At 68.9% G+C, this 22,839-nt stretch carries 19 protein-coding genes and 1 tRNA gene; 12 read left to right on the forward strand and 8 right to left on the reverse strand.

Annotated features, from left to right (window positions below; all coding sequences use genetic code 11):
- Window positions 1–87 precede the first annotated feature (87 nt).
- Complete coding sequence (locus RM479_RS07590; RefSeq protein WP_274808425.1) at window positions 88–378, forward strand: DUF2516 family protein; 291 nt, start codon at window positions 88–90, stop codon at window positions 376–378.
- On the opposite strand, the gene RM479_RS07595 is transcribed toward RM479_RS07590, so the two are convergent.
- The 3 genes from RM479_RS07595 to RM479_RS07605 form a co-directional block, all read right to left on the reverse strand.
- Window positions 363–2,783: a hypothetical protein gene (locus tag RM479_RS07595; RefSeq protein WP_311511000.1), complete on the reverse strand. Its 2,421-nt coding sequence runs from the start codon at window positions 2,781–2,783 to the stop codon at window positions 363–365. The two genes, RM479_RS07590 and RM479_RS07595, sit on opposite strands and share 16 nt — an antisense overlap.
- Window positions 2,784–2,903: 120 nt before the next feature.
- Window positions 2,904–3,875, reverse strand: a complete 972-nt coding sequence (locus RM479_RS07600; protein ID WP_311511001.1) for a neutral zinc metallopeptidase — start codon at window positions 3,873–3,875, stop codon at window positions 2,904–2,906.
- A 73-nt stretch (window positions 3,876–3,948) separates the two neighbouring features.
- On the reverse strand, window positions 3,949–4,836 hold the full coding sequence (locus RM479_RS07605) for a neutral zinc metallopeptidase (protein ID WP_311511024.1): 888 nt from the start codon (window positions 4,834–4,836) through the stop codon (window positions 3,949–3,951).
- Window positions 4,837–5,001: 165 nt separating this feature from the next.
- Here RM479_RS07605 and RM479_RS07610 point away from each other — a divergent pair, with 165 nt between their 5' ends.
- Together RM479_RS07610 and dtd are read left to right on the forward strand one after the other, a co-directional pair.
- Window positions 5,002–6,855 (forward strand): DUF2207 domain-containing protein, encoded by a 1,854-nt coding sequence (locus RM479_RS07610; RefSeq protein ID WP_311511002.1) that lies wholly within the window; start codon window positions 5,002–5,004, stop codon window positions 6,853–6,855.
- Between the two features lie 13 nt (window positions 6,856–6,868).
- Window positions 6,869–7,294 carry a D-aminoacyl-tRNA deacylase gene (dtd, locus tag RM479_RS07615; RefSeq protein WP_311511003.1) on the forward strand — a complete coding sequence of 142 codons (426 nt, stop codon included), beginning with the start codon at window positions 6,869–6,871 and terminating at the stop codon, window positions 7,292–7,294.
- 285 nt (window positions 7,295–7,579) lie between these two features.
- Here the strand turns inward: dtd and RM479_RS07620 are convergent, their stop codons facing one another.
- Both RM479_RS07620 and RM479_RS07625 read right to left on the reverse strand, forming a co-directional pair.
- Complete coding sequence (locus RM479_RS07620; protein ID WP_274808420.1) at window positions 7,580–8,284, reverse strand: response regulator transcription factor; 705 nt, start codon at window positions 8,282–8,284, stop codon at window positions 7,580–7,582.
- Window positions 8,281–9,474: a sensor histidine kinase gene (locus tag RM479_RS07625; protein ID WP_397221579.1), complete on the reverse strand. Its 1,194-nt coding sequence runs from the start codon at window positions 9,472–9,474 to the stop codon at window positions 8,281–8,283. The genes RM479_RS07620 and RM479_RS07625 overlap by 4 nt, the downstream gene beginning before the upstream one ends.
- A 124-nt stretch (window positions 9,475–9,598) precedes the next feature.
- On the opposite strand from RM479_RS07625, the gene phoU reads away from it, so the two are divergent.
- The 3 genes from phoU to ispF all read left to right on the forward strand — a co-directional run bounded on the left by phoU (window position 9,599) and on the right by ispF (window position 11,564).
- A complete protein-coding gene (phoU, locus tag RM479_RS07630; protein ID WP_311511004.1) occupies window positions 9,599–10,261 on the forward strand; it encodes a phosphate signaling complex protein PhoU in 663 nt (220 codons plus the stop codon).
- A gap of 314 nt (window positions 10,262–10,575) precedes the next feature.
- Window positions 10,576–11,058, forward strand: a complete 483-nt coding sequence (locus RM479_RS07635) for a CarD family transcriptional regulator (protein ID WP_274808417.1) — start codon at window positions 10,576–10,578, stop codon at window positions 11,056–11,058.
- A gap of 26 nt (window positions 11,059–11,084) precedes the next feature.
- Window positions 11,085–11,564 (forward strand): 2-C-methyl-D-erythritol 2,4-cyclodiphosphate synthase, encoded by a 480-nt coding sequence (gene ispF / locus RM479_RS07640; RefSeq protein ID WP_311511005.1) that lies wholly within the window; start codon window positions 11,085–11,087, stop codon window positions 11,562–11,564.
- Window positions 11,565–11,938: 374 nt separating this feature from the next.
- On the opposite strand, the gene RM479_RS07645 is transcribed toward ispF, so the two are convergent.
- Window positions 11,939–14,038: a DUF2637 domain-containing protein gene (locus RM479_RS07645; RefSeq protein WP_311511006.1), complete on the reverse strand. Its 2,100-nt coding sequence runs from the start codon at window positions 14,036–14,038 to the stop codon at window positions 11,939–11,941.
- A 425-nt stretch (window positions 14,039–14,463) separates the two neighbouring features.
- Here RM479_RS07645 and cysS point away from each other — a divergent pair, with 425 nt between their 5' ends.
- From cysS to RM479_RS07665, 4 genes are all read left to right on the forward strand, one after another.
- On the forward strand, window positions 14,464–15,864 hold the full coding sequence (gene cysS / locus RM479_RS07650) for a cysteine--tRNA ligase (RefSeq protein ID WP_311511007.1): 1,401 nt from the start codon (window positions 14,464–14,466) through the stop codon (window positions 15,862–15,864).
- Between the two features lie 221 nt (window positions 15,865–16,085).
- Window positions 16,086–17,057, forward strand: coding sequence for a 23S rRNA (guanosine(2251)-2'-O)-methyltransferase RlmB (rlmB, locus tag RM479_RS07655; protein WP_311511026.1), 972 nt, complete (start codon window positions 16,086–16,088; stop codon window positions 17,055–17,057).
- A 122-nt stretch (window positions 17,058–17,179) separates the two neighbouring features.
- Window positions 17,180–17,252: transfer RNA gene (locus RM479_RS07660), tRNA-Thr, on the forward strand.
- Window positions 17,253–17,330: 78 nt separating this feature from the next.
- Window positions 17,331–17,624 (forward strand): hypothetical protein, encoded by a 294-nt coding sequence (locus tag RM479_RS07665; RefSeq protein ID WP_311511008.1) that lies wholly within the window; start codon window positions 17,331–17,333, stop codon window positions 17,622–17,624.
- A gap of 1,434 nt (window positions 17,625–19,058) precedes the next feature.
- Here the strand turns inward: RM479_RS07665 and RM479_RS07670 are convergent.
- Complete coding sequence (locus tag RM479_RS07670; protein WP_311511009.1) at window positions 19,059–19,301, reverse strand: hypothetical protein; 243 nt, start codon at window positions 19,299–19,301, stop codon at window positions 19,059–19,061.
- Window positions 19,302–19,756: 455 nt separating this feature from the next.
- On the opposite strand from RM479_RS07670, the gene RM479_RS07675 reads away from it, so the two are divergent.
- Entirely contained in the window at window positions 19,757–20,629 is an 873-nt protein-coding gene (locus RM479_RS07675) for a helix-turn-helix domain-containing protein (protein ID WP_311511010.1), read from the forward strand.
- Between the two features lie 204 nt (window positions 20,630–20,833).
- On the forward strand, window positions 20,834–21,076 hold the full coding sequence (locus RM479_RS27585; RefSeq protein ID WP_397221584.1) for a DUF397 domain-containing protein: 243 nt from the start codon (window positions 20,834–20,836) through the stop codon (window positions 21,074–21,076).
- Window positions 21,077–21,622: 546 nt separating this feature from the next.
- Here RM479_RS27585 and RM479_RS07680 read toward each other — a convergent pair.
- Complete coding sequence (locus RM479_RS07680) at window positions 21,623–22,303, reverse strand: potassium channel family protein (protein WP_311511011.1); 681 nt, start codon at window positions 22,301–22,303, stop codon at window positions 21,623–21,625.
- Window positions 22,304–22,839: the final 536 nt, after the last annotated feature.

Here is a 22,839-nt window from a genome sequence, read left to right on the forward strand (position 1 = left end):
TCCCGTCGGGGCACGATTTCCTCCCCTGATCCGTTTACGGTGGAGAACGGGCGGATCTCCGTTCGCGAACGTCATCGGGAGTGTGTTGTGATCTGGCAGCTGATCTACCTGGTCACCTTCGTGGCCAGTCTGTACGCGTTGATCGAGGCGGTACGGACCCCGGCGTCCTCCTTCGAGATCATGGACAAACAGACCAAGAAGCTCTGGGTCACCCTCACCGGCGTCGCCACCGGCCTGTCCGCACTCGCCGTGTTCTTCAACGTCGCCATCTTCGTCCTGCTGTGCCTGGTCGCCACCCTCATCTTCCTGCTCGACGTCCGCCCCGCGGTCAAGGGCGTGAGCGGCGACCGCAACGAGGGCCCCTACGGACCCTGGTAGGCCTCCTCCAGCTCCGTGAGCGTCCGGCGCAGCGCCCCGGAGTACGCGGGGTCGTCCGTGTAGTACGAGTGACCCAGGATCTCCGGACGCCGCGCCTCCCCTGGGAGGGCGTCGTAGGACCGTGGATCGGGCAGTGGCTCCGCCGGTCCGACCGTCGCGATCCCCTCTCCGGAACGCACCCGCACCGGACCGGCGATCGCGTCGGTGATCCGCCACAGGTTGCGCCACCCCGCGACCCGGTCGCACAGGTCGGCGAAGGGCCCCGGGCCGAAGTAGCCCGGGAAGTAGCGGGCGTACAGCCGGTCCAGCGGTGAGCCGTGGGTGATGAGCGCGACCCGCCCCAGACAGTCGTCGGGCAGCTGCCACACCGTCGCCGCCGCCAACACCGACCCCTGGGAGTGCCCCGACAACACCACGTCGGTGCCCTCCCGGGTCATCCGCGCCACCCGGGCCACCAGTTGCGGCACCGCCCGCTCCGCATAGGACGGCGGCGCCAACGGGTGCGCCACCCGCGGCCAGAACGTGCCCACGTCCCACAGGGCGCCCACCGCCTGCCGGGTCGGCCGATCCCGATAGGCGCTGCGACCGATCCACATGAGGGCGACGAGCGCGGCCCCGCCGAGCAGCGATCCGACACCGGTGAGCACCGACACCGCCCCCTGGGCGAGGACCCGCACCCGGTCGGCCACGGCCGTCGCGGCCGGCTCCGGCCCACCCGGCATCAGGTGCCCGGACATGACCGAGTACAGCACCAGAGCGCCCAGCACCACGGCCGGCACCAGCAGAGCCGTCAACACGGCCGGAAGCACCTCCGTCATCCGGCCCAGAGCCCGCGCCCGCGCGATGTCCCAGGTCCGTCGGTCGCGCACGCTGCGGGCGTAGTCCTCGGTCACCCCGGCCACGTGCGCCCGCGTGTCCCGCCGCAATCGGATCGTGAACAGCCCCGCCACGATGACCACCAACACCGCCTCCAGCGCGATCGCCAACTGGAGCCATGAGTAGATCGTGGGGGTCTCCAGCGGCAGACATCCCGCCCCGGGCGCGGACAGCGACCCGCACCCGCTCAGCCACAGCGCGCCCTGGTACACCAGCGCCGCCGAGAACGCCCCGCCGGCCAGGGCGCCCAGCGCCGCCGTGGCCGGTCCGGCCATCCCCCTCATCGCCACCCCGTCGTGCGCCCGGTCGGCGGTGTACAGCACCAACGCCGCGGCCAACGTCACCAGGATCAGCGCCACCTGGGCGGTGAACAGGGTGTTGAGCACCGCCGCGTGCCCGGGGAGCCGACCCTCGGCCACCCACCCCGGCCGCGGCCACAGCACGTAGACGACCGTCGCCACGGCCAAGACCAGGGTGATGTCGCGCAGCAGTCGGCACAACCGGTCGGCCCGCGCGTTCCACAGTGGATCCACCCCGGGTACGAGCACGCTCGCCGCGCTCAGCAGCACGGTCACCCCCAGCGCACCGGCCAGTGCCGGACCCCAGGGACCCGGCGAGCCGTCGGACAGGTCGTGCAGCAGCGGCGGCACCGTGATCAGTACGGCCAGCACCCCGACCGCCATGGCGATGTGCGCCGACCGCAGCCGCGCCATGATCTCGCTGTTGCGCCAGAAGTCGACGTGGCTCAGCGGCGACCGCGGATCGTGGGCCGGTGGCACGGAGGAGGAGACGATCTCGTAGTCGGCGGCCGTGCGCCGCGACAACCGCCCCAGCACCACCACCACCGCCAACGGGACCACCGCACCCGTCACCAGGGCCGGCCCCGGTGCCGACAGCACCGATTCCGGCGAGGCCCAGAAGGCCGACCAGGGCCGGGCCCGCACACATTCCTCGCCCAGTCCGGCGGCGCACTGCCAGCCCAGCAGGTCCACCCCGACCCCGGCGGCGGCCACCGTGATGAGCACCGTCAAGGACAACGCCAACAACCGGACCCCGGCCCCGTAGACGTTGTCGGCCACCCGCGCCGGTCCGCGCAGATCACGCCCCGCCCGCCCGGGGCGCATCCAGTAGGCCACGTTGACCAGCATGAACGGAAGCAGTAGAAGCCAGAACGCGCGCGATGCGCTGCCGGAGGTGAGGTTGCCCCAGGCGAAGATCTCCCGCCGCACCCCGGGCACGGTCTCGGTGTCGGTGCCGCGCCGCCACCGGAAGAACCCGGCCAGTCGGTCACCGCCCACGCGCATGGCGGGCTCGACGTCCAGCAGTTCCTCGGCCTGGCCGCCGCTGACCCCGTGCACCCTCAACTCCACCCGATCGTGCCGGGTGGACGGGCCGGCGTCGCCCGGATCCCGCCCGGTCGCCGTCGACGGTGCCGCCGGCACGTCGTCGGGGTCGGAGACGGTGGGGAGGGGAATCGAGGCGCTGGAGGGGGGAACGCGGGGTCGGAGGGGCTCCGTGTGATCCGACATGCCTGCATCCTGCCACGCTCCGTGTCCGCGCGACAGCGCCGGTCCCCGGCCTGTGGAAAACCCCGCCGCCCGGTCCCCGACGACGCCGGTCCCTCGCCCGAAGAACGCCCCGGCCTCGAATCACTCCACCAGGGAGAGGTCCGCCACGCCCCAGGTGTTGCAGGCGCCCGGCGTCTGCTCCTCCCAGCCGGTGAGCATCCACCGCGCGCTGTTCTCCGCCGACCCGTGCGTGCGCTCCTCCTCCGGGCCGTCCGCCCGGTCCGCCGTCGCCTTCGCGTCGGTGATCAGGGTCTCCAGGTCGTCATCGGTCAGCGGGTACCCCACCCGCACCGACCCCAGGAACGCCCCGGCCAGGCAGTTGGCCTGGAGCTCGCTGCGCCGGGTCCAGGAGTTGCGCGCGCGCTCGTCCTCCTCCAACTGCCGCTGCTCGTGGTAGTACTCCAACAGCCCCGACTCGCCCTGCACGTGGTGCCCGTACTCATGGGCCAGCAACGAGACGTACACCGCGCCGTTGCGGGTCCCGTTCCACTTCTCCACCACGTCGCCCGTACCGATGTAGATGCTCGCGCTCGCCCGGCAGTAGAACGCCCCCGCCTGCGACGGATAGGTTCGGCACGGGCTCGCCCCCGGCTCGTCCCAGAACACCCGCTGCGGCGGTGTGAAGGGGATCCCCGCCCGCTCGAACTGGGTGCTCCAGGCGTCGTCCAGGCAGTCGGCCATACGGTGGAGGAAGGCCTCCATCGAGTCCTGGTCCGTCACGTCCAGCTCCGGGGCCGGACACGGCAGCGGGCTCAGGCGTCCCGTCCCGTACAGCGGGTTGGCCACCAGCGCGGCGTACCCCGAAGGCCGATCCGGCTCCTCGACCATCCCCGGCAGCGGCCCCGACCGCTCCCCGCCGGAGGGGCCCCACCCCGACTTCTCATCGGAGTCGGCGCCCCAGTCCTCAAGGGCCTCGGACGCCCTCTCGTCGGACGGATCCCCGGCCGTGGTCCACGACAGGAGCGTCAACGCCAAGAGGGCCACCAGGAGACCGGTCACCAGTGTGAAGACCCGCTGGTCGGTGCGCCGTGCCCGCCGGGCGTGCTCCGGCACCTCACCCGAACCCTGCACCCCTGACCGCCCTGTTCTCACCGGATCGGCCGGGCCGATCCGTCTGCCGGCACCCTCACCGCACCAAGTCCTCCGGGGCGTCCCACGTGTTGCACGCCGCGGGATCCACCCGGTCCATTCCGTGCGCGGTCCACAACCGGCCGTTCTCCGCCGTGCCGTGGGTGTGCCCCAGGCCCCGGTCCGACCGTCGACCGACGTCGTCGAGGATATTCTCCCGACCCGACGGACCGAAGCCCAGGTGCTCCTCCGCGGCCCCCACGAACACCCCGCCCAGGCAGTTGGCCTGAAGCTCGTTGCGCCGGGTCAGCTCGTCGGCCTCCGTGCGCGGCACCCCGGCCCGGGCCGAGTGGAACTCGGCGAGGATCCGCGACTGTCCCTGCACGTGGTGCCCGTACTCGTGGCTGATGAGGAACGTGTACGCCTCCGGCCGATCGCTGCCCCCCGACGCCTCCACGATGTCCTCGACCCCCAGGTACAACCCCTGGTTGGCCTGACAGTAGAACGCCGCCGCGCCCTCCATCGGGAACGCGCCGCACGGGCTGTTCCCGGCCGTGTGCCAGTACACGCGGTTGGGCGAGGTGAACTCCATCCCGGCGGCGTCGAAGTAGACGCCCCAGGCCCGGTCCAGGCAGTCGGCGATCGCGTGGACGAACGCCTCCACGGACTCGGGGTCCTCCTCGTCCAGCTCCGGTGCCTCACAGGTCACCTGACCCAGCTCGCCCGCCCGGTACAGCGGGCTGTCGGTGAGCATCGACCCCGGTGACCCGCCGTCCGGGGTCTCGATCGGCTCCCGGCCGTCCTGCGCGATGACCGGTTCTCCCCGGGGCACGGGATGGGACCACGCCGGGTCCGCGCTCGGCATCATCGCGGAGATGGCCAGGAAACCGGTCAACCCGACCGCGGCCAGCCCGGTGCCCAGGGAGAGCGACACCCCGAGCCCCATCCGCTGGAAGAACCCGGGCCGCTCCGACCAGTACTCGCCCTCGGGCGAAGGAGGGCGTCTCACCTCGGGGCCCCTCCCCGGCCACGTCCCCGTGCGGATGACGTGGTCGTACGCGGGCCGCCCGGGGGCATCGCCGCCCGGGGGGACCGGATAGGCTCTCGCATCATGTGGTGGGTCGGCTCCTGGCGCCCGGCCGTCGCGATCGCGGCGGCCCTCCTCGTCTTGTCCTCGCTGCCGGTGGCGTTCGCCGCGGGGCCCCTGGGGGCGGCCCACGCCGCGACGGTGGCGGCACCGGCCACCACAGTACCGGCAGCGGGGTCGAGCGTCATCGGCCACCGGAGCGGTGACGACCCCCTGATCACCAACACCGTGAGCCTCGAACTGGACGCGCTGGGCGTCCTGCACGCCGAGGAGACCCTCCGCTTCGAGGGGGAGGCCCCCGAGGTGTTCGTCCGCGCCCTCACCGAGACGATGCTCTACGACACCGAGCACGACCGCCGGTTCGAGATCAGCGGGGTGAGGGTCACCGACACCGAGGGCCGGACCCTGGACGCCGAGGTCGACCACCGGGCCGGCGCGGTCGTGGTGGAGATCCCCACGCGCGGTCTGGACGAGGCCGTGCTCACCTACCGGGTCGGCGGCACCGCCAGCGAGGTCTCCCGGGGCGTGCAGATGGAGTGGCGCGCGATCGGCGCCTACAGCCACACCGTCGAGGTCACCGACGTCACCGTCATGGCCCCGATGCCCCCCGAGGCGCTCTCCTGCCTGGCGGGCGAACCCCGCAGCGCCATGTACTGCACCGCCTCCGACATGGGCCCGGAGTCCTCCGTCGCCCACTTCCTCCAGGCCGACATGGAGCCCGACGACCGCCTGGACATCGTCGTCAACTACCCGCCCGGCACCGCCGAGGGCGAACCCATCCTCACCCGCCGCTGGTCACTGGCCTCCGCCTTCCAGGTCACCCCCGCCACCGCGAGCGTCTTCGGCGTGCTGCTGGTCGTGCTCATCGGCGGCCTGACCGTCCTGATCCGGATCCGCGGCCGGGACGAACGGGCCCTGCGCCGAGAGGCCGTCGAGGGGGACCACGCCCCCGTCGCCACGGGCGAGCACGGTCGATTGCGCTTCACCCCGCCCGACGACGTCCACCCCGGTCAGATCGGCACGCTCATCGACGAGCGGGTCGACATCGCCGACCTCACCGCCACCGTCCTGGACCTGGCGGTACGCGGCTACATCCGACTGGAGGAGCTCCCGCACGAGCACTTCACCTCCGTCGACTGGCGCCTGGTCCGCCTGGACGGGCCCGCGGAGGAGACCCTGCTGCCCTCCGAATGGCTCCTCCTGGACGCGCTCTTCGGAGACCGTCCCACGGTGCGCCTCTCCCGCCTGGGCGCCCCCGGCTTCTCCACCGACTTCCCGGCCCGCGTCGACCGGGTCCGCGAGGAGCTGTACCGCGACATGGTGCGGCTCAAGTGGTTCGTCCGCTCGCCCAGCCGGGTGCGCGGCCTGTGGAGCACCGCCGGAATGGCGGTCACCGCCCTCGGGGTGATCCTCACCGTCCTGCTGGCGGTGTTCACCACGGCCGCCTTCACCGGCCTGGCCGTCGTCATCGCCGGTGCCGCCATCACGGCCGGCGCCCAGTACATGCCCGCCAAGACCAAACTGGGCAGCTCGGTCTACGCCCACACCATGGGCTTCCGGGACTACCTGCTCAGCCCGCGCGCCGAGACCGCGCCGCCCGGGCAGCGGGTCGAGCTGTACTCGCGCTACCTGCCCTACGCCGTCATCTTCGACGACGTCGACCGCTGGTCGGACCTCCTGGCCTCGGCGGCCCTCACCGATCTGACCCCCGAGGAACTGACCGGAGACGGCCTGCACTGGTACACCGGTCCCCGCGAATGGCGGATCCAGGACTTCTCCGACTCCATCAGCGCGTTCGTGGTGTCGCTGACCGGCATCATCACCAACACCCGCCGGTTGCGGGTGCTCAACCAGTTCCAGCGTTCGGAACGCCGGTAAGGAGGAACGGCCCATGCGCTCGGTCGTGCAGCGGGTGTCGCACGCGTCGGTGACCGTGGACGGCGCGGTGGTCGGGGAGATCACCGAGCCCGGGCTGATGGCCCTGGTCGGCGTGACCCACACCGACACGGAGGCGGACGCCGCCAGGCTGGCCCGCAAACTGTGGACGCTGCGCATCCTGGAGGACGAGCGATCGTGCTCCGACATCGGCGCGCCCCTGCTGGTCGTCAGCCAGTTCACGCTCTACGGTGACGCCCGCAAGGGCCGCCGCCCCACCTGGCAGGCGGCGGCGCCCGGACCCGTCGCCGAGCCCCTCGTGGACACCGTCGTCAAGGAGCTGCGCGACCTGGGCGCCACCGTCGCCACGGGCGTCTTCGGCGCGAGGATGTCGGTGGGCCTCACCAACGAGGGGCCCTTCACCGTCCTCCTGGAGGTCTGAGCCGCCTCGCACGGCCTCGCGGCGCGTCACCACGACACCGGGAACGGACCCTTCGCGTCATCGGTCGGTCCCCGACCGGTCACCGCACCGGTCCGGCGGACCTCCCGGCACCGTTCGCCGGAGCCGTTCCCGCCCCGGCACGCCCGCCGGGGACGACGGGTGCGGATCGGCCCCCGTCCGCGTCGGCCACGCCTTCGACCACGCCCGCCGGGGACGGCGAAGTCCCGACCCGCGGACCGCGGGGGTCCGTGGATCGGGACAGGAGGGGTGGGGTCCTCGGGGGACTCAGACGTCGGCGGTGACCGGCTCGAACTTGTAGCCCAGCCCCCGCACGGTGACGATGTACTTCGGGCTGCTCGGGTCGTCCTCGATCTTCGCGCGCAGCCGCTTGACGTGCACGTCGAGGGTCTTGGTGTCGCCCACGTAGTCGGCGCCCCACACGCGGTCGATGAGCTGCATCCGGGTCAGCACCCGCCCCGCGTTGCGCAGCAGCACCTCCAGCAGCTCGAACTCCTTGAGGGGCAGCTGCACGTTCTCCCCGCGCACCGTCACCACGTGCCGCTCCACGTCCATGCGGACGGGACCGGCCTCCAGGGCGGCGGGCAGCACCGGGTCCTCCCCGGCCTCGCCGCCCCGACGGCGCAGTACGGCGCGGATCCGGGCGACCAGTTCACGGGAGGAGAAGGGCTTGGTCACGTAGTCGTCGGCGCCCAGCTCCAGACCGACGACCTTGTCGATCTCGGAGTCCTTGGCGGTCAGCATGATCACGGGGACGCTGGACTTCTGTCGCAGACTCCGGCACACCTCGGTGCCCGACAGACCGGGCAGCATCAGGTCCAGCAGGACCAGGTCCGCGCCGGTGCGGTCGAAGGTCTCCAGGGCCACGGTGCCGGTGGGCGCCACGGCGACCTCGAAGCCCTCCTTGCGCAGCATGTAGGACAGGGCGTCGCTGTAGGACTCCTCGTCCTCGACCACGAGTACACGAGTCACTGTGCCGCCTCCTGACGGTCGTTGTTCCGGGCGGCGTCCTGCCCCCGGTCCTCGGGTCTGGGCAGACGAAGAGTGAACGTCGACCCCGACCCCTCCTTGCTCCACACGGTCACTTCTCCACGATGGTGGGTCATGATGTGCTTGACGATCGCCAGGCCGAGACCGGTACCTCCGGTGGCCCGGCTCCGAGCGGCGTCCACACGGTAGAACCGCTCGAAGATCCTTTCCAGGTCCTGCTGGGGGATGCCGATCCCCTGGTCGGTGACGCTGATGTCGATGGTGTTGCGCGTCAACGCGACCGATACGGCGACCCGGGTGTTCTTGGGACTGTAGGAGACGGCGTTGGCGATGAGATTGCGCAGCGCGGTGCCCAACAACCCCTCGTCGCCCAGGACGGTGACGTCCTCGCCACCGCTGCCCACCAGTTCGATGCCCTTGGCGTCGGCGGGCATCCGCAACGCGTCCAGGGCCTCCTCGACCACCCCGCCCAGTTCCACCCGGGTGGGCTCGGCCATCGGCTCCGCGCCCTGGATGCGCGAGAGCGTGATGAGGTCCTGGATGAGCGCGGTCAGCCGCGACGCCTCGGTCTGCATACGGTCGGTGAACCGTCGCACGGCCTCGGGATCGTCACTGGCGTCCTGTACGGTTTCGGCCAAGAGTGACAACGCACCGACCGGCGTTTTGAGTTCGTGGGAGATGTTGGCCACGAAATCCCGGCGCACCGCCTCCACCCGCCGGTGCTCGGTCTGGTCCTCCGCCAGCACCAGTACCAACCCGGTGCCGCCCAGCGGTGCCACCCGCACGGCGAAGGACGTCGCGTCGGGGCCGAACTTGCGCACGGCCACCTCGATCTCGGTCTCGCGGATGACGCCGTCCCGTCGTACCTGGCGGGCGAGCGCGAGGAGTTCGTCTATGACCAACTCCTCGCCACGGACGATTCCGAAGGCCCGGGCGGCCGAGGAGGCGCGCAGCACCCGGTCGGCGGAGTCCAGGACCACGGCCGACGAGGGGAGGGCGGACAGGACCTCGGCGATGCCCGGCGGCAGTGTGGTGCCGTCGTTGCGTTGTGGAGCGGGCGTCGGCCGTTCCACGGCTCCGGCTCGGAAGAAGGAGCCCGCGAGGACGCCTACGACGACGCCGGTGACGAGTCCGATGATGCCGGTCAGAGCGGCGAGAAGTTCCCCTTGCACGTTTCGATCGTAAACGTGCGGGCTGGACCTTTACCCGGTCAGGGTGTGTGTCATGGGCGAGGTTCTTTCAGCGTTCACCGACTCTTGGCCGACTCTTCAGAAAACCACTGGGAGCATTGACAGCATGCGCGATACGTACCACGAGGATCTCGACAGCCTGAGTGAGCGCCTCGTCGAGATGACCAGACTGGCCAGACACGCCGTCGCCCGGGCGACCACGGCCTTGCTCGACAGCGACCTGGACGCCGCCCAGGAGGTCATCTCCGGTGACGAGAAGATCAACCGACTCGACCAGGAGATCGAGGAGACCGCGTTCAGCCTGATGGCCCGGCAGCAGCCGGTCGCCTCCGACCTGCGCACCATCATCAGTTCGCTGTACATGCGCGGTGACCTGGAGCGGATGGGCGACCACGCCGTTCACCTGGCCAAGATCGCCCGCCGCAGGCACCCCGACTCGGCGATCCCCGAGCCGCTCCGTTCGATCGTGCTGGAGATGGGCCACCAGGCGGAGATGCTGGTGACCAAGGCCGGAGAGGTCATCACCGAGCGCGACCCGGACACGGCCCTGGAGCTGGACAAGGACGACGACAGGATGGACCGGCTGCGCCGCAAGCTGTTGCAGCGCATCCTCGCCCCGGGGTGGGAGTACGGGGTGGAGGCCACCATGGACGTCACTTTGGTGGGGCGGTTCTACGAGCGTTTCGGTGACCACGCCGTGCACGTCGCGGACAACCTCGTCTACATGGTGACGGGGGAACGACGAGAGGACTACGAGCCGGAGGGGTGATCCGCGAGGCGACCCCGACGCCGGTGACGGGAGGGTCGATCGAGTGCCCGGGTATGGTGATACGAATCTCTTCGCGGGCGGCCCCGGCCTGCCCCAGGGCGCTTCGCCCCACCCCCGCGGAGAGGCCGCGAACGCCTTCCGCTAAAGGGCCGGAAGGGCTCTCGGACCTGCGCCGATCGGCTGCTCCTGCATCGTCGGGTAGACTTTGTCAAGCCCTAAAAAGTGGGGCTTGACCTGCGTGTTCGCAAACCTAATAGGTACGTTAAGTCACAGATTCATGGTATCCTTGTGGTAGCGGAAGGGGTACCTGTCACATGGCTTTCAAGGTCGGCGACACTGTTGTCTACCCCCATCATGGGGCTGCTCGTATTGAAGCGATCGAGACTCGAACCATTAAGGGCGAGGACAGAGCCTACCTCGTTCTGAGGGTCGACAAGGGCGATCTGACGGTGCGCGTGCCGGCCGCGAACGCCGAGGACGTCGGCGTTCGCGACGTGGTGGGGCAGGAGGGCCTGGACAAGGTCTTCGAGGTGCTGCGCGCGCCGCACACCGAAGAGCCCACCAACTGGTCCAGGCGCTACAAGGCCAACCTGGAGAAGCTCGCCTCCGGCGATGTCAACAAGGTCGCCGAGGTCGTTCGCGACCTGTGGCGCCGGGACAAGGAGCGCGGACTCTCCGCCGGTGAGAAGCGCATGCTCGCCAAGGCGCGCCAGATTCTCGTCAGCGAGCTGGCCCTTGCGGAAAAGACCAACGAGGACAAGGCGGAAGCCCTCCTCGACGAGGTTCTCACGAACTGAAGCACGGTCGCGGAATCACATAATTCATGACGAAAATTCCTCGGGTGGGCGTCGGGACGGACGTCCACCCGTTTTCTCCTGGACGGACACTTTTTCTCGCCGGTCTGGAATGGCCGGGGGAGGAAGGCGTCAGTGGACATTCCGATGGTGATGTCGCCGCTCACGCCGCCTGCGACGCTTTGTTCTCCGCGTGCGGCCTGGGCGACCTGGGGTCCAACTTCGGCACCTCGGAACCACGGTGGAAGGGCGCCTCGGGCGCCGAGCTGCTCACCGAGACGGTCGCCCGCGTGCGCGCGGCCGGATTCGAGATCGGCAACGTCGCGGTGCAGGTCATCAGCAACCGGCCCAAGTTCGCGCCACGGCGCGAGGAGGCCGAGAAGACGCTGACGGCGATCGTCGGTGCACCGGTGACCGTGTCGGCCACCACGACCGACGGTCTGGGTCTCACCGGGCGGGGCGAGGGCATCGCGGCCATCGCCACGGCCCTGTGCGTCCCCACCGGGTGACGGCCCCGGAGAACCCGGGACCCCCAGAACCAGAACGCCCCACGGCATCGGCCGTGGGGCGTTCTCGTCATGGCGCGGCCGACCTTCCCTCCCCCTCCTGAGCCGGACACGAGCCTCACGGCCGTCGACGGACACGGGGTGACACGACGGACGTGAACGGCGTCCCTCCGGGCGCGGAGGACGTGCCGCCGGACCCCGAACGGGGTCGGGGGCCCGGGGAGGACACGGGCGAAGAGCGAGAGGAACACGGTGGGTGAAGACCCGCCGGTGGTGCGGCTCCGTCGAAGCGTGGTCGCCGCCGGGCGGCGACCACGTACCCGCCGTCGCCCGGTCGCGGGCCCGCACACGGTCCGTTCTCCCGACCGCCCGTCAGGTCACTCGTCGGGGCGGAGCGGTTCGCTGCGCACACGCCGTGAAGGCGGCCCGGAGGAGAAATCGGGCATCGGCGGCCGGGGCGGTTTGAGCACCATCGGTCGCTTCTCCACCGGGGTCCTGCGCAGGCGCTCGGTGACGGCCTCCGGCTCGGCGGGCGCCCATGGTGTCGGAGAGGGCGACGGACGTCGCGATCGGCGGTCCTCGACGGGTTCCGGGACGGGATCCCGGTCCGGTTCGGCGTCGTCCTCCCGCGGTCGTGCGGCGCCCGGCGGCACGGCGGGGGCGACGAAGGCCGTGCGCCGGGTACGCCCGGAGCCGGTGGGGGTGTCCTCGTCGGCGTCACCGGTGCCCCCGGCGTCTTCGGCGCGTGCGGAGTGGATCGGATCCACCGGTTCCACGGGTTCTTCGGGCGTGGCCGGGCCGGTGTGTTCGGCGGCGCGGGTGCCGCCCGAGCGGGGGTGCGCCTCGGAGGTGTTCCGGCCGTCGTGGTCCCAGGGGGACGCCGGTCCCTCGGGTGCGATCGGGGCGGTCTCGGCGGGAGCGCTGTCGGCGGGGCGCGCGGGCCTCGCGGAAGGTGCCGCGGTGTCGTCGGGGTCGGCACCGGACGGCCCGGACGGCATGGTCCATGCGGGGCGGCCGGGCCGAGGACCGTCCTCGGCCGGTTCCGGGACGGGGCCCGCCGGGCGCACCTCGGCCACGGGAGGCGTCCAGACGGGGGAGTCGTCGGGCAGATCGTCCGACAGCGCCGATCGGGAAGCGGCCATCGGATCGTCGGGGATGCGGAAGGCCGCGCGCACGGCGGGGCCGGTGTCGTGGTCCAGGGCGGGGGCGGGGACCTCGACCGGGGCGTCGACCGTCGAGTCGTCGTCGGCGGGGGGAGTCCAGACCGGGGGGACGTAGTCGGTGCGCGCCCAGGCACCGGTGTCGTCGTCCGTCGGCGGTTCCCAGAGGGCGTCGGGGGAGGGCCCCTCGTCGAGAGCGGCCTCGGATCCGAGGGCGTCCCCGTGGCCGGGGAGCGCGGTCCCGTCGGTCTCCCCGGGTTCCCAGGCCTCTGGTGCCGGTCCCTCGTCGGCGGTCTCCGTGGTCTCGGTGGTCTCGGCGGCGGAGGGGCCGACGGGCTCCTCGTCCTTCGGTGAGGCCGCCGCGGCCGTGATCACGGGCGCCTCCGCCTCGTCGGTGACCGGGTCGCCCGGCAACGGATCGTGTTCGAAGCCCTCGTCCACCTCCTCCGGCGCTTCGGGCATCGCCGACACGGCGACCGGTGCCGGTTCGGGTTCGGGCTCGGGTTCGGGCTCGGCGGAGGCGATGGGCGCCAGCGGCGGGTGATCGGCGGCCTGCTTGATGGGGTTGTCCCCGCTCCGGGAGCGGCGCGGCAGCGGCACGGTGGGCACCGACGCCTCCGGACCCTCGTCCTCGTCCTCGGTGGGAGCGGCCACCGGCGTCGGCGCGGAGGACCCGGTACGGATCGCGGACGGCTCGGGACCCGGGTCCGGGGAGCCCGGCGGTTCGGGTTCGGGCATCTCGGTTTCGGGGAGCACGCGGGTGTCCGGAGCCTGCGACTCCGGGTCCGTACGCGGCTCGAACCCGCCGCCGAACGCCAGTAGGCGCTCCTCCAAGGACGGTCCCTCGTCCGTGTCCTCGGCGTCCCGGTCGTCGGGCATCACCGCGCGGCCGTGCAGCACCATGGTCCGATCGTTCGCCGGTCCGGGCCGGGATCCGCCCGTGCGGCGGCGGCGCAGGTGGGCGCGGACCGCCATCCACAGCAGGAGCGCGATCAAGAGCGCCACCAGCGGCGCGACCGCCACGATCACGCTGGCGACGCGCTGGGGGATCCGCTCGATCAGCTCCAGATTGTTGAGCACCATGATCACGGCGGCGAACAGCACCAGCAGCGGGATCAATCCCAGGTCGATCCACGAACGCCGTCGTGGTGGGGCCTCGCGCAGCAGGTAGCTGACCCAGCAGGCCATGATCAGCAACAACGTGTACATCACCGGGAACACGTGGGCGAGGGGGTGACCCTCGTGGCCACCGTGCTCGGCGAGCCGGAAGACGCCGTTGTAGGAGATGACGAGGGCACACAGCGCGATCAGCCCCACGAAGAGGGCGCCACCGGCGAGCGCACCGGTTCCCGCTCCGCGACCCGTGGGCCTACCGTTCCGTGTTCCTGTTCCGAGGGAATCGTTGTAAGGGGCCATCGCTTTCGCAGCGTAGTCGAGGTGATGGCGTTAACACGAGATTCCGTCCGATTCCGGTGCCTTCCTGGCCGTGCGAACTACGGGCGTTCCATGGCGTTATGTCGGAATATGCAGTATCTCGTGACCTGCCGTTCCTGGCCGAGAGGCCTCCGTCCCGGGGTATCTCACACGGCGAAGGTCCGAATACGGTTCTTCATATATAGGTGCTTCGGGATGTCCGAGAGGGGAAACAGGGGCACCGCGACCCACCCGTCACCACGTTCGCTCGGGTCGGAGTCGTCGGTTTGTGACGCGGATGTGAGGGGAAAGAGGATAGGCTTGACAACGTGAGTCTGCGCTTCTACGACACCAGTGCCCGACAGGTCCGAGACTTCGTCCCCCTGCGTGAGGGACACGCCTCCCTGTACCTGTGTGGTGCCACGGTGCAGGCACCTCCGCACATCGGTCACATCCGATCCGGGGTGAACTTCGACATCCTGCGCCGTTGGCTGACCCACTCGGGTTACGAGGTCACCTTCTGCCGCAACGTCACGGACATCGACGACAAGATCATCAACGTCGCGTGCGCCGAGGACGTGCCCTGGTGGCGGATCAGCGAGCGCAACCAGCGCGCCTTCACCCACGCCTACGACGTCCTGGGCTGCCTGCCGCCCACCGTCGAGCCGCGCGCCACCGGCCACGTGCCGGAGATGATCGAGCTCATGCAACGGCTCATCGACGCCGGGCACGCCTACGCCGCCGACGACGGTTCCGGTGACGTCTACTTCGACGTGCGCTCCTTCCCGCCCTACGGGGAACTCTCCAACCAGCGGTTGGAGCAGGTGCAGGCCGCGGCCGACTCCGACCCCGACCGGGACAAGCGCGACCCCCGCGACTTCGCCCTGTGGAAGGGCGCCAAGCCCGGGGAGCCCACCTGGCCCACCCCGTGGGGTCGCGGCCGACCCGGCTGGCATCTGGAGTGCTCGGCGATGGCCACCAAGTACCTCGGCCCGTCCTTCGACATCCACGGCGGCGGCCTGGACCTGGTCTTCCCGCACCACGAGAACGAGATGGCCCAGTCCCGCGCCGCCGGTGACGCCTTCGCGCAGTACTGGCTGCACAACGGTCTGCTCAAGATCGGCGGCGAGAAGATGGCCAAGTCGCTCGGCAACTCCATGCGGATCCCGCAGATGCTGGAGAAGGTCCGCGCCGTCGAACTGCGCTACTACCTCGGCCAGGCCCACTACCGCTCCACCATCGACTACTCCGACGAGGCACTCCGTGAGGCGGCCGTCGCCTACCAGCGGATCGAGGGCTTCCTCACCCGCGCCGTCGAGGTCCTGGGCGAGGTCGCGCCCGCGGCCCGGGTGCCCGCCGAGTTCGCCGCCGCGCTCGACGACGACCTGGGCGTGTCCCAGGCCCTCGCCGTCGTGCACGGACACGTCCGCGAGGGCAACAGCGCCCTGGCCGCCGGCGGCAAGGAGAAGGCCGGCGAGCTCGCCGGGGAACTGCGCGCCATGCTCGACGTCCTGGGCCTGGACCCGCTGAGCGAACAGTGGTCCTCCGGGGACCACGGGCTGCGCGAGGTCGTCGACGGGCTCGTCGCGGTCGCCCTCGAACAGCGCCAGGCCGCACGCGCCCGCAAGGACTACACGGCCGCCGACGCCATCCGTGACGGCCTCGCCGCGGCGGGCGTGGTGGTGGAGGACACCCCGCAGGGGCCGCGCTGGGACCTGCGGAGGAGCTGAACACGGACGGCGTGCGGTGTCCGGAGCGGGACGGCCCCCGATTTCCACGGTGGGCCGCCCCCGCACCGGCCGCCGGGTGCGCTCGCGTACCCGTGGACAACACGTTCGGTGCCGGCCCGGCGGTAGTCTGGGGGTTTGCCGCCGCCATCGGCGAAGCGGCACCCCATACGCCGGAGGACTCTTCCGGCATGCTCGCGATACTTGACGGAGGGACGGCGATCATGCCGGCGAAGAAGAGCAAGAAGGGCCCCACGAAGGGCAGCGGCGGCAAGGGCCGTCGTTCCCTGGAGGCGAAGAAGGGCACCCTGCCCGCCGAGCAGCGGCACTGGTACGACGGTAAGCAGCGCTCCAAGGCGATCCGCCGCGCCACGGCCGAGGGCTCCGGCACGCAGGCGCGTTCCCCCCACACGGACACCGACCGCCGTCGGATCGACTCCGACCTGCTCGTGGGCCGCAACCCCGTCCTGGAGGCGCTCCGCGCCGGGATGCCCGCCAGCCGCCTCTTCCTGTCCAACAGCCTCGACTCCGACGACCGCGTCAACGAGGCGGCCCGCCTCGCCGGTGAGCAGAACGTCGAGGTCCTGGAGGTCACCCGCGCCGAACTCGACCGTCGCTGCGAGAGCAGCGGCCAGCCCGGCGCCGTTCACCAGGGCATGGTCCTGCGTGTGCGCCCCTACCGCTACCAGCTGCCCGAGGAACTGTTGGAGCGGTCGCTGGGCTCCGACGCGCCTCCGCTCATCGTCGCGCTCGACGGTGTCACCGACCCGCACAACCTCGGTGCGATCGCCCGTTCGGCCGCCGCGTTCAACGCCGACGGCCTGCTCATCCCGGAGCGTCGCGCCGCGGGTGTGACCGCCACCGTGTGGAAGACCTCCGCGGGCACCCTGGCCCGCCTGCCCATCGCGCAGGCCACCAACCTCACCCGCGCCCTGGAGACCTTCAAGAAGGCGGGCCTGTTCGTCGTCGGCCTCGACGCCGACGGCGACGCCCTCATCACGGACCTGGACCTGGCCGGCGGACCGCTGGTCGTCGTGGTCGGCTCCGAGGGCAAGGGCCTGTCCCGACTGGTGCGCGAATCCTGCGACGTGGTCGCGAGCATCCCGATCGGCAACGCCGAGTCGCTCAACGCCTCCGTCGCCGCCGGCGTCTCCCTGTACGAGGTCGCCCGCCTGCGCGCCGCCCAGAACTCCTGATCGTGCCCACCCCCGGTCCCCGACAGGGGGGCCGGGGGTACGGGTATTTCCGAGTAGGCCGAAAGGCACCTCACCCGGTACCATTCGGGAGGACGCGTCTCCTTCCCGGAGCCGAACGACCCGCCGGCGTAGCTCAATTGGCAGAGCAGCCGCCTTGTAAGCGGCAGGTTAGGGGTTCAAGTCCCCTCGCCGGCTCTCACATGGTCTGACCTGGGACATCTCCAGGCGGAACACATCACTGCACGTGTGTGACCGCTTGGAGAGCTACCGCTTATGGCTACTCGCTACCTCCGCCGAGGACCGCGCAACCTGGCCGCCGGACCGCTGAAGCCCCACATCGACTCCTTCGTCCTCTACCTGCGGGCCGAGGGCAGGAGTCGCAAGACCATCACGCTTTACTCGCAGGCCGCCTCCTGGTTCGCGGCCGAGCACCTGCCGGCCGGCGGTCAGCCTACTGACACCGACCGCCGCGCGTTTGTTACCGGCAAGGGCAGACCGTTGACGGAGTCCGTTATTTACCAGATGGTGTGCCGTCGTGCCTGCCGGGCGAGCGTGGACGATGTCTAACTGCACCGCAGACGGCACGATTTCTCCCACCGCTACCTCACGCGCGGCGGGAGGGCGACCTGATGGATCTGAACGGCTGGGACACCATCGACAGATGTTCCGCCACCACGGCCCTGTCCCGGGCTGCCCGCAACTACGCCGTGTCATGGGCGAGTAGTGACCCACCTGCCCGTGGTGATGGCTCCCACGCCCTCACCAGGGGCCCGCTCTGCTTCGGAGTGGAATAACGACATAACTCTTGGCTCAACGCCGGATCCACTCAGCCAGCAACCGCTCTCACGGGCTGAAGGGGATGACATCCAATGAGTTTTCAAGGATGCCAGCGAAGTTCAGAGGCCATACCTCCAACTCCCGTCCCTTTGCAGGACCGTGGACCTGTCAGATCACGCATGAGGCATTGTCTGCCGTGCATCTCCTTCCGGTCAGCCATCGGCGAGCCGTTCGCTCACCCTTCACGAACGCTGTGACGGCCCACGGTCCGTGCCGTGTCAGCTTTTTCCTTTTGTTGGTTCTCGTTCCGATCACCCGAGAGCACCGGGAGACGAGGATGGCCACCGAAGCCGGTCCATGCCAGAGCCTCCACCCGGCACGAGACACCTCCGGGGGCAAGGTTCGAGCCTCCAGGGTCACGACCAACGTCGACCGGGGAACTACGCCATGAACACGAAACCGGTGCCAGATCTGCCACATCTAGGCGGCTGTGGCTCCAACGGGGATATCAGCATCTTCTTTGCTGTGCGTACATATTTGTCTATTTCTATCCTTTATGTGTGTTTTGGCCTTGCGGGAAACAGAAGATCCGTAAAAAATCGCAGAAGTGCTGTGCCACGTAGCAAACTGTGCTGTCATGTCATGTAAGTGTGATGAACCACAGCGAAGTCGGTTCTCGGCTTCCTGTGCGTGCCGATGACTTGGGTGGTGAACGGACGTGCATCGGCCTGAGTTTCGGTCTTCAGAGGGCGAGCCCTCTTGGCCGATATAGAAGACACCAGGTGGTAGGGTGCGCGACGCATCGACAACCCAAACGGACACCCACGTCAAGCCGAACGGCCCAGGGCCCGGACTCGCAGGGTGCGCCCTTCCGTGGGGCCGATCACGGGGCTTCCGGTCCCATCGCTGCGGCGATTGGTGTTGCCCTAAATTCAGCAGGGCGGTACTGTACCTGCCAGTAACACCCTGAACAGAGGTGCAACGTAGCACCCCGCCGACTCTCGCCACCTCCGCTGGGCGCGGCACGCCGAAGGCGCTGCCAACTCCTTCCCTTGGGAATCACGGAATCGACAGCGCCTAGCTGAGAGTTATGGTAAGTGAACCCTGCCAGCCTGAGGCCAACATGCAACTCTCAGGGTGAGGTGCCGTGAGCACCAGAGGGGTTGTAAGCCGGCGGATCCGCGTAAGTTGTCCAGACCGTTCGCGGACCCGCCTCCCGGGACCTCAGGGATGGTCACTCTCCAGTGACCCCCTGGGGTCTCCTCTGTCTCCGGCAAGCAGGAGCAACTCAAATAGTGCGATCACCTCCTGGAGATCGATGGTCTGTCCGAAGACCACTCGGATCAGGCCTACGGTGGTTCCGATGATGACGGCCTTCACCGCGAAGAGGGCGATCGCCCAGAGCCTCTCCCAGGGCCCCAGTTTCTTACGGTGACGCCCGACGTAGCGGGCGCGGCACTTCTTCATCCGATTCCTCTCTGTTGGAAGACGACTACGCCGACGACTTCGTTCCAGGTCTAGGAGACGACGTCGCTGGCCTTGACGGCTTCACACCGAGAGGTTGAACCGGTGTTCGACAGGGGCACGGTGGTGCTCACGGCCCTGAAATGGGATCGGAGTGGCTGTGGCAAGCGAGGGATCGTGGAGGCTTTGCCAGTGGAGAGGGTGCTCTCCGGGCTGTCTGCTCACGCTCGACGGGACTTGAGGGTCTCCCACCCCACCGAGGTCGCTACAGGCACCAGATGTACCATAGTCTGTGCTAGGTAGCGATTCGCCACAATTTACCCCCCCCGGCCTGCTCCCCGTACATCATCCCCCTTCAGTGGATGCAAGGGGCAGAGCACCACGAACCTGTCGGTACTTATCCTGCCACGTATCACACCGCAAGATGGCATCTAATGTACCGAACCGGAAGGACGATCATGACCTTGGACAGCGGTCCCGCAGTCCAGCAAGCGCAGCTGATCCGTCGGCTGACCCAGCTGCGCAAAGACCAGGGCTGGAGTCAGAACCAAGTGGCCCGAGATCTGGAATGGTCCTACCACAAGATGATGCGTTTCGAGACCGGCAAGCAGGTCCTGCCCAAGACGGAGCTTGAGGCCCTGCTGCGTCTATATGGGGTGATGGGAACCCCGGCCGGCGATGAACTCGTCGAACTCGGTCAGGGTGCGCGTCAACCCGCTTGGTGGAAGCAGTACCGAACCTACGTCAGCCGCGACTACCTCAAGTTCGTCGGCCTCGAAGCCGGGGCCGACTCCATTCGCCAGGTGCAGATGTCTGTGGTACCGGGCCTGTTGCAGACTCCGGAGTACGCCCGGGTTCTCGCGACCATGTGCAGGCCCGAAGAAGCTGCTGAGAAAGCGGAGAAAATTGTTGAACTCCGAATGAAGCGGCAGGAAAAACTTCGAAGCCGAGTAAATCCACCCAAGGAAATATACATTATTGACGAGTCTGTACTTCGGCGTCACGTGGGAAAGCGGAGTGACCCTGGAATTATGCGAAGGCAGATCGAACGCCTCCTGAAAATTTTCCAAAATGGACTTGTTCGTATTCACGTCATACCCCAGGGCTCCGATTGGATGCCAGGGATGCTCCACTCGTTCAGCATACTCTCCTTCTCTGGTGGCCTGGATGACCTTCTTTTTACAGAATCCAACGGGCCATCCGCTACCCCCAGCGAGGAGATGGTGAGCGCCAGAAAGCATGATCTCAATGAACTCATGAGAAATTACGCTTTGGGAGGGGAGGGCTCATTTGATGTATTGGAAGATGTCCATCGCTCTCTGAGTTTTTGACGTTATTTCTGCTCTCTTTGTGCTGACCCAGTCCTCGGGTCCGTGGCTACCGTGGGGCACGCTGGCTAACATGGGACAACAGAAATCACAGAATTATCCTTACCGTGGACATGTTTCGCGAGTTTCAGGATGCATGACCCCCTTGCATGGGTAGGGGTAGAGGCGAACCAGGGCTCACGCTATCTCGACCCCCAGGGAGTGCGAATGTCAAAGGTCCATGCTGCTCTTATTCCTTGGCGTACAAGTAGTTATTCCATCCCCGAGGAATGTGTAGAGTTCGCATGCTTTGATGGTGATGCTTTCGTGCGCGACTCAAAGAATCGAAGCATTGGCATAATTGACTTTCCGGGGAGGGAGTGGGTTATTCTTATTTCAACCGCCAGACTCGCGCGCGCCCAAAAAAGCAAGACTAGTAGTGAGCCCTTTTTTCCTGCTTGTCGGGGCTGAAGTGCCAGCATGGCGCGGGTGATCTCTGCTGCCCGTTTCGGTCAGCAGGATGGGCGGCGCAGGGCGTTTATTTTTCGAGCTGGTCGATCGCTCGCTCATTGGGGGTGCAGGGCTTGGCAAGGGCGGAGTCGGTGCCCTTTTCCACCCCGGTTTACCTTGGCCCTTGAATGGCCAGGTTATCGGCTCGGCCAGCCCCACGTGGTCCCCGTCGCCCAACCCGGTCGGTCCTGCGGCCTCGACACGTTCGGCGACCCTCGACACCCGTGAAGCACTGATGTCGTGCATCGCGTCGAGCAGTGACCAGGACGTCCGTAGGGGCTCGTCGGCGGGTGCGGACACGACCTGGACGTTTTGCCGTGCCGTTCGTGCTTGCCGGAGTGGAAGAGTCGGTCGGCCGTCGGACCGTGGCCGATGGGATCCGCCGCCCCGGCCGGGCCGTTCTCGGTGAGGATGATCGGGCACCGGTACGAGAAGCCTCGGGAGAACGCCTCTCCGCCGGTGCGCGACCGCGTGGTGACGGTCGCTCCGTAGGCGGCCGGTCGGGGATCACGGGGCGGAGGAGACGTTCTTCGCCGCGCTTCTCAGGAACCACGACGCGGCCGCCGCCGTGACGACGCCCATCAGGCCGATGCCCATGATCATCAGCACGACGGCCACCAGCCGTCCTTCGAGCGTGACCGGGTAGTAATCCCCGTATCCGACCGTCGTGGCCGTCACCAGCGCCCACCACAGGGCGTCCCCGAGTTCGGTGATGTTCGCGTCGGGCGCCCCCCGTTCGATGTCGAGCACGGTCACCGCCCCCAGGAAGATGGTGAGCGTTGCCGCGCCGCCGACGTAGAGGGAGGCCTTGCCCTCCAGGGAGCCTCCCTGCGCGGAGCGGTTCAGCATGCGCATGAGCGCGAACAGCCGCAGCAGGCGCAGGGTCCGGAACACGGGCATCAGGATCAGGAGGACGTCGTACCAGTGGCGCAGGGCGTACTTCAACCGGTTCTCGCTGAGGTGGACCCGGATGACGAAGTCGGCGCCGAAGGACAGCCAGACCGTCCACGACAGCGTCTCCAGCACGGTGTACAGGTCCGGTTCCAGGTCGGGGTCGATGACGGGCCAGGCGTAGGCGACGAGGAACGCTCCGGCCAGTAGCAGCATCGGAATCTCCGACCTGCGTTCCCATCGGGCCACGCGCTCGCCGTGTTCGTTCTTCGGGGTGGGGGCGTCCTGCTCGGCCATGAAGGCACCGATCTTCGCGCGGGGTTACGGTCACGGGCCGCTTGGACCGCCGAGGTGCGTGGGGCTCGGGGTGCGACCACGGGCATGCGGGGCGAAAGGGTCACTTGTGACCCCGCTGACTTGGGAGGATACGCCAAGGAGCCCACGGGCGCCGCAGTCGGGTCGGTGAGCGGGGGTGGCCGATGGATCATGCTGGAGGCCTCCGTCCGGTGATCCGGGTGGAGGTTCCCTCGTACGAGCACGATGGCGCGTCCCGCCGCCCGGAAGGGGTTCTTCCAGGAGGGGAACAGGACGGCCGCCGCGTCCCGGCCGCGGGCACCCGCCGCGGTCGGCGATCCCGAACGGGAGGTCGAGGTGAGGCCGGTGCCCGGCCGCCTCGACCTCCCACCGGATCGCGGGGTCCGTTCCCGGGATGCTCCTATGGATGTCAAGCGGCTTCAGCGAAGTCGTCCTGACACTGTTGCGCGGGAATGTTCTTCGAGGCCAGAACCCGGAAGACCTCCCGAGCCACGTACCGCTTCAAGCAACGCATGATG

This window comes from Nocardiopsis lambiniae (assembly GCF_031845465.1).
Taxonomy (GTDB): domain Bacteria; phylum Actinomycetota; class Actinomycetes; order Streptosporangiales; family Streptosporangiaceae; genus Nocardiopsis; species Nocardiopsis lambiniae.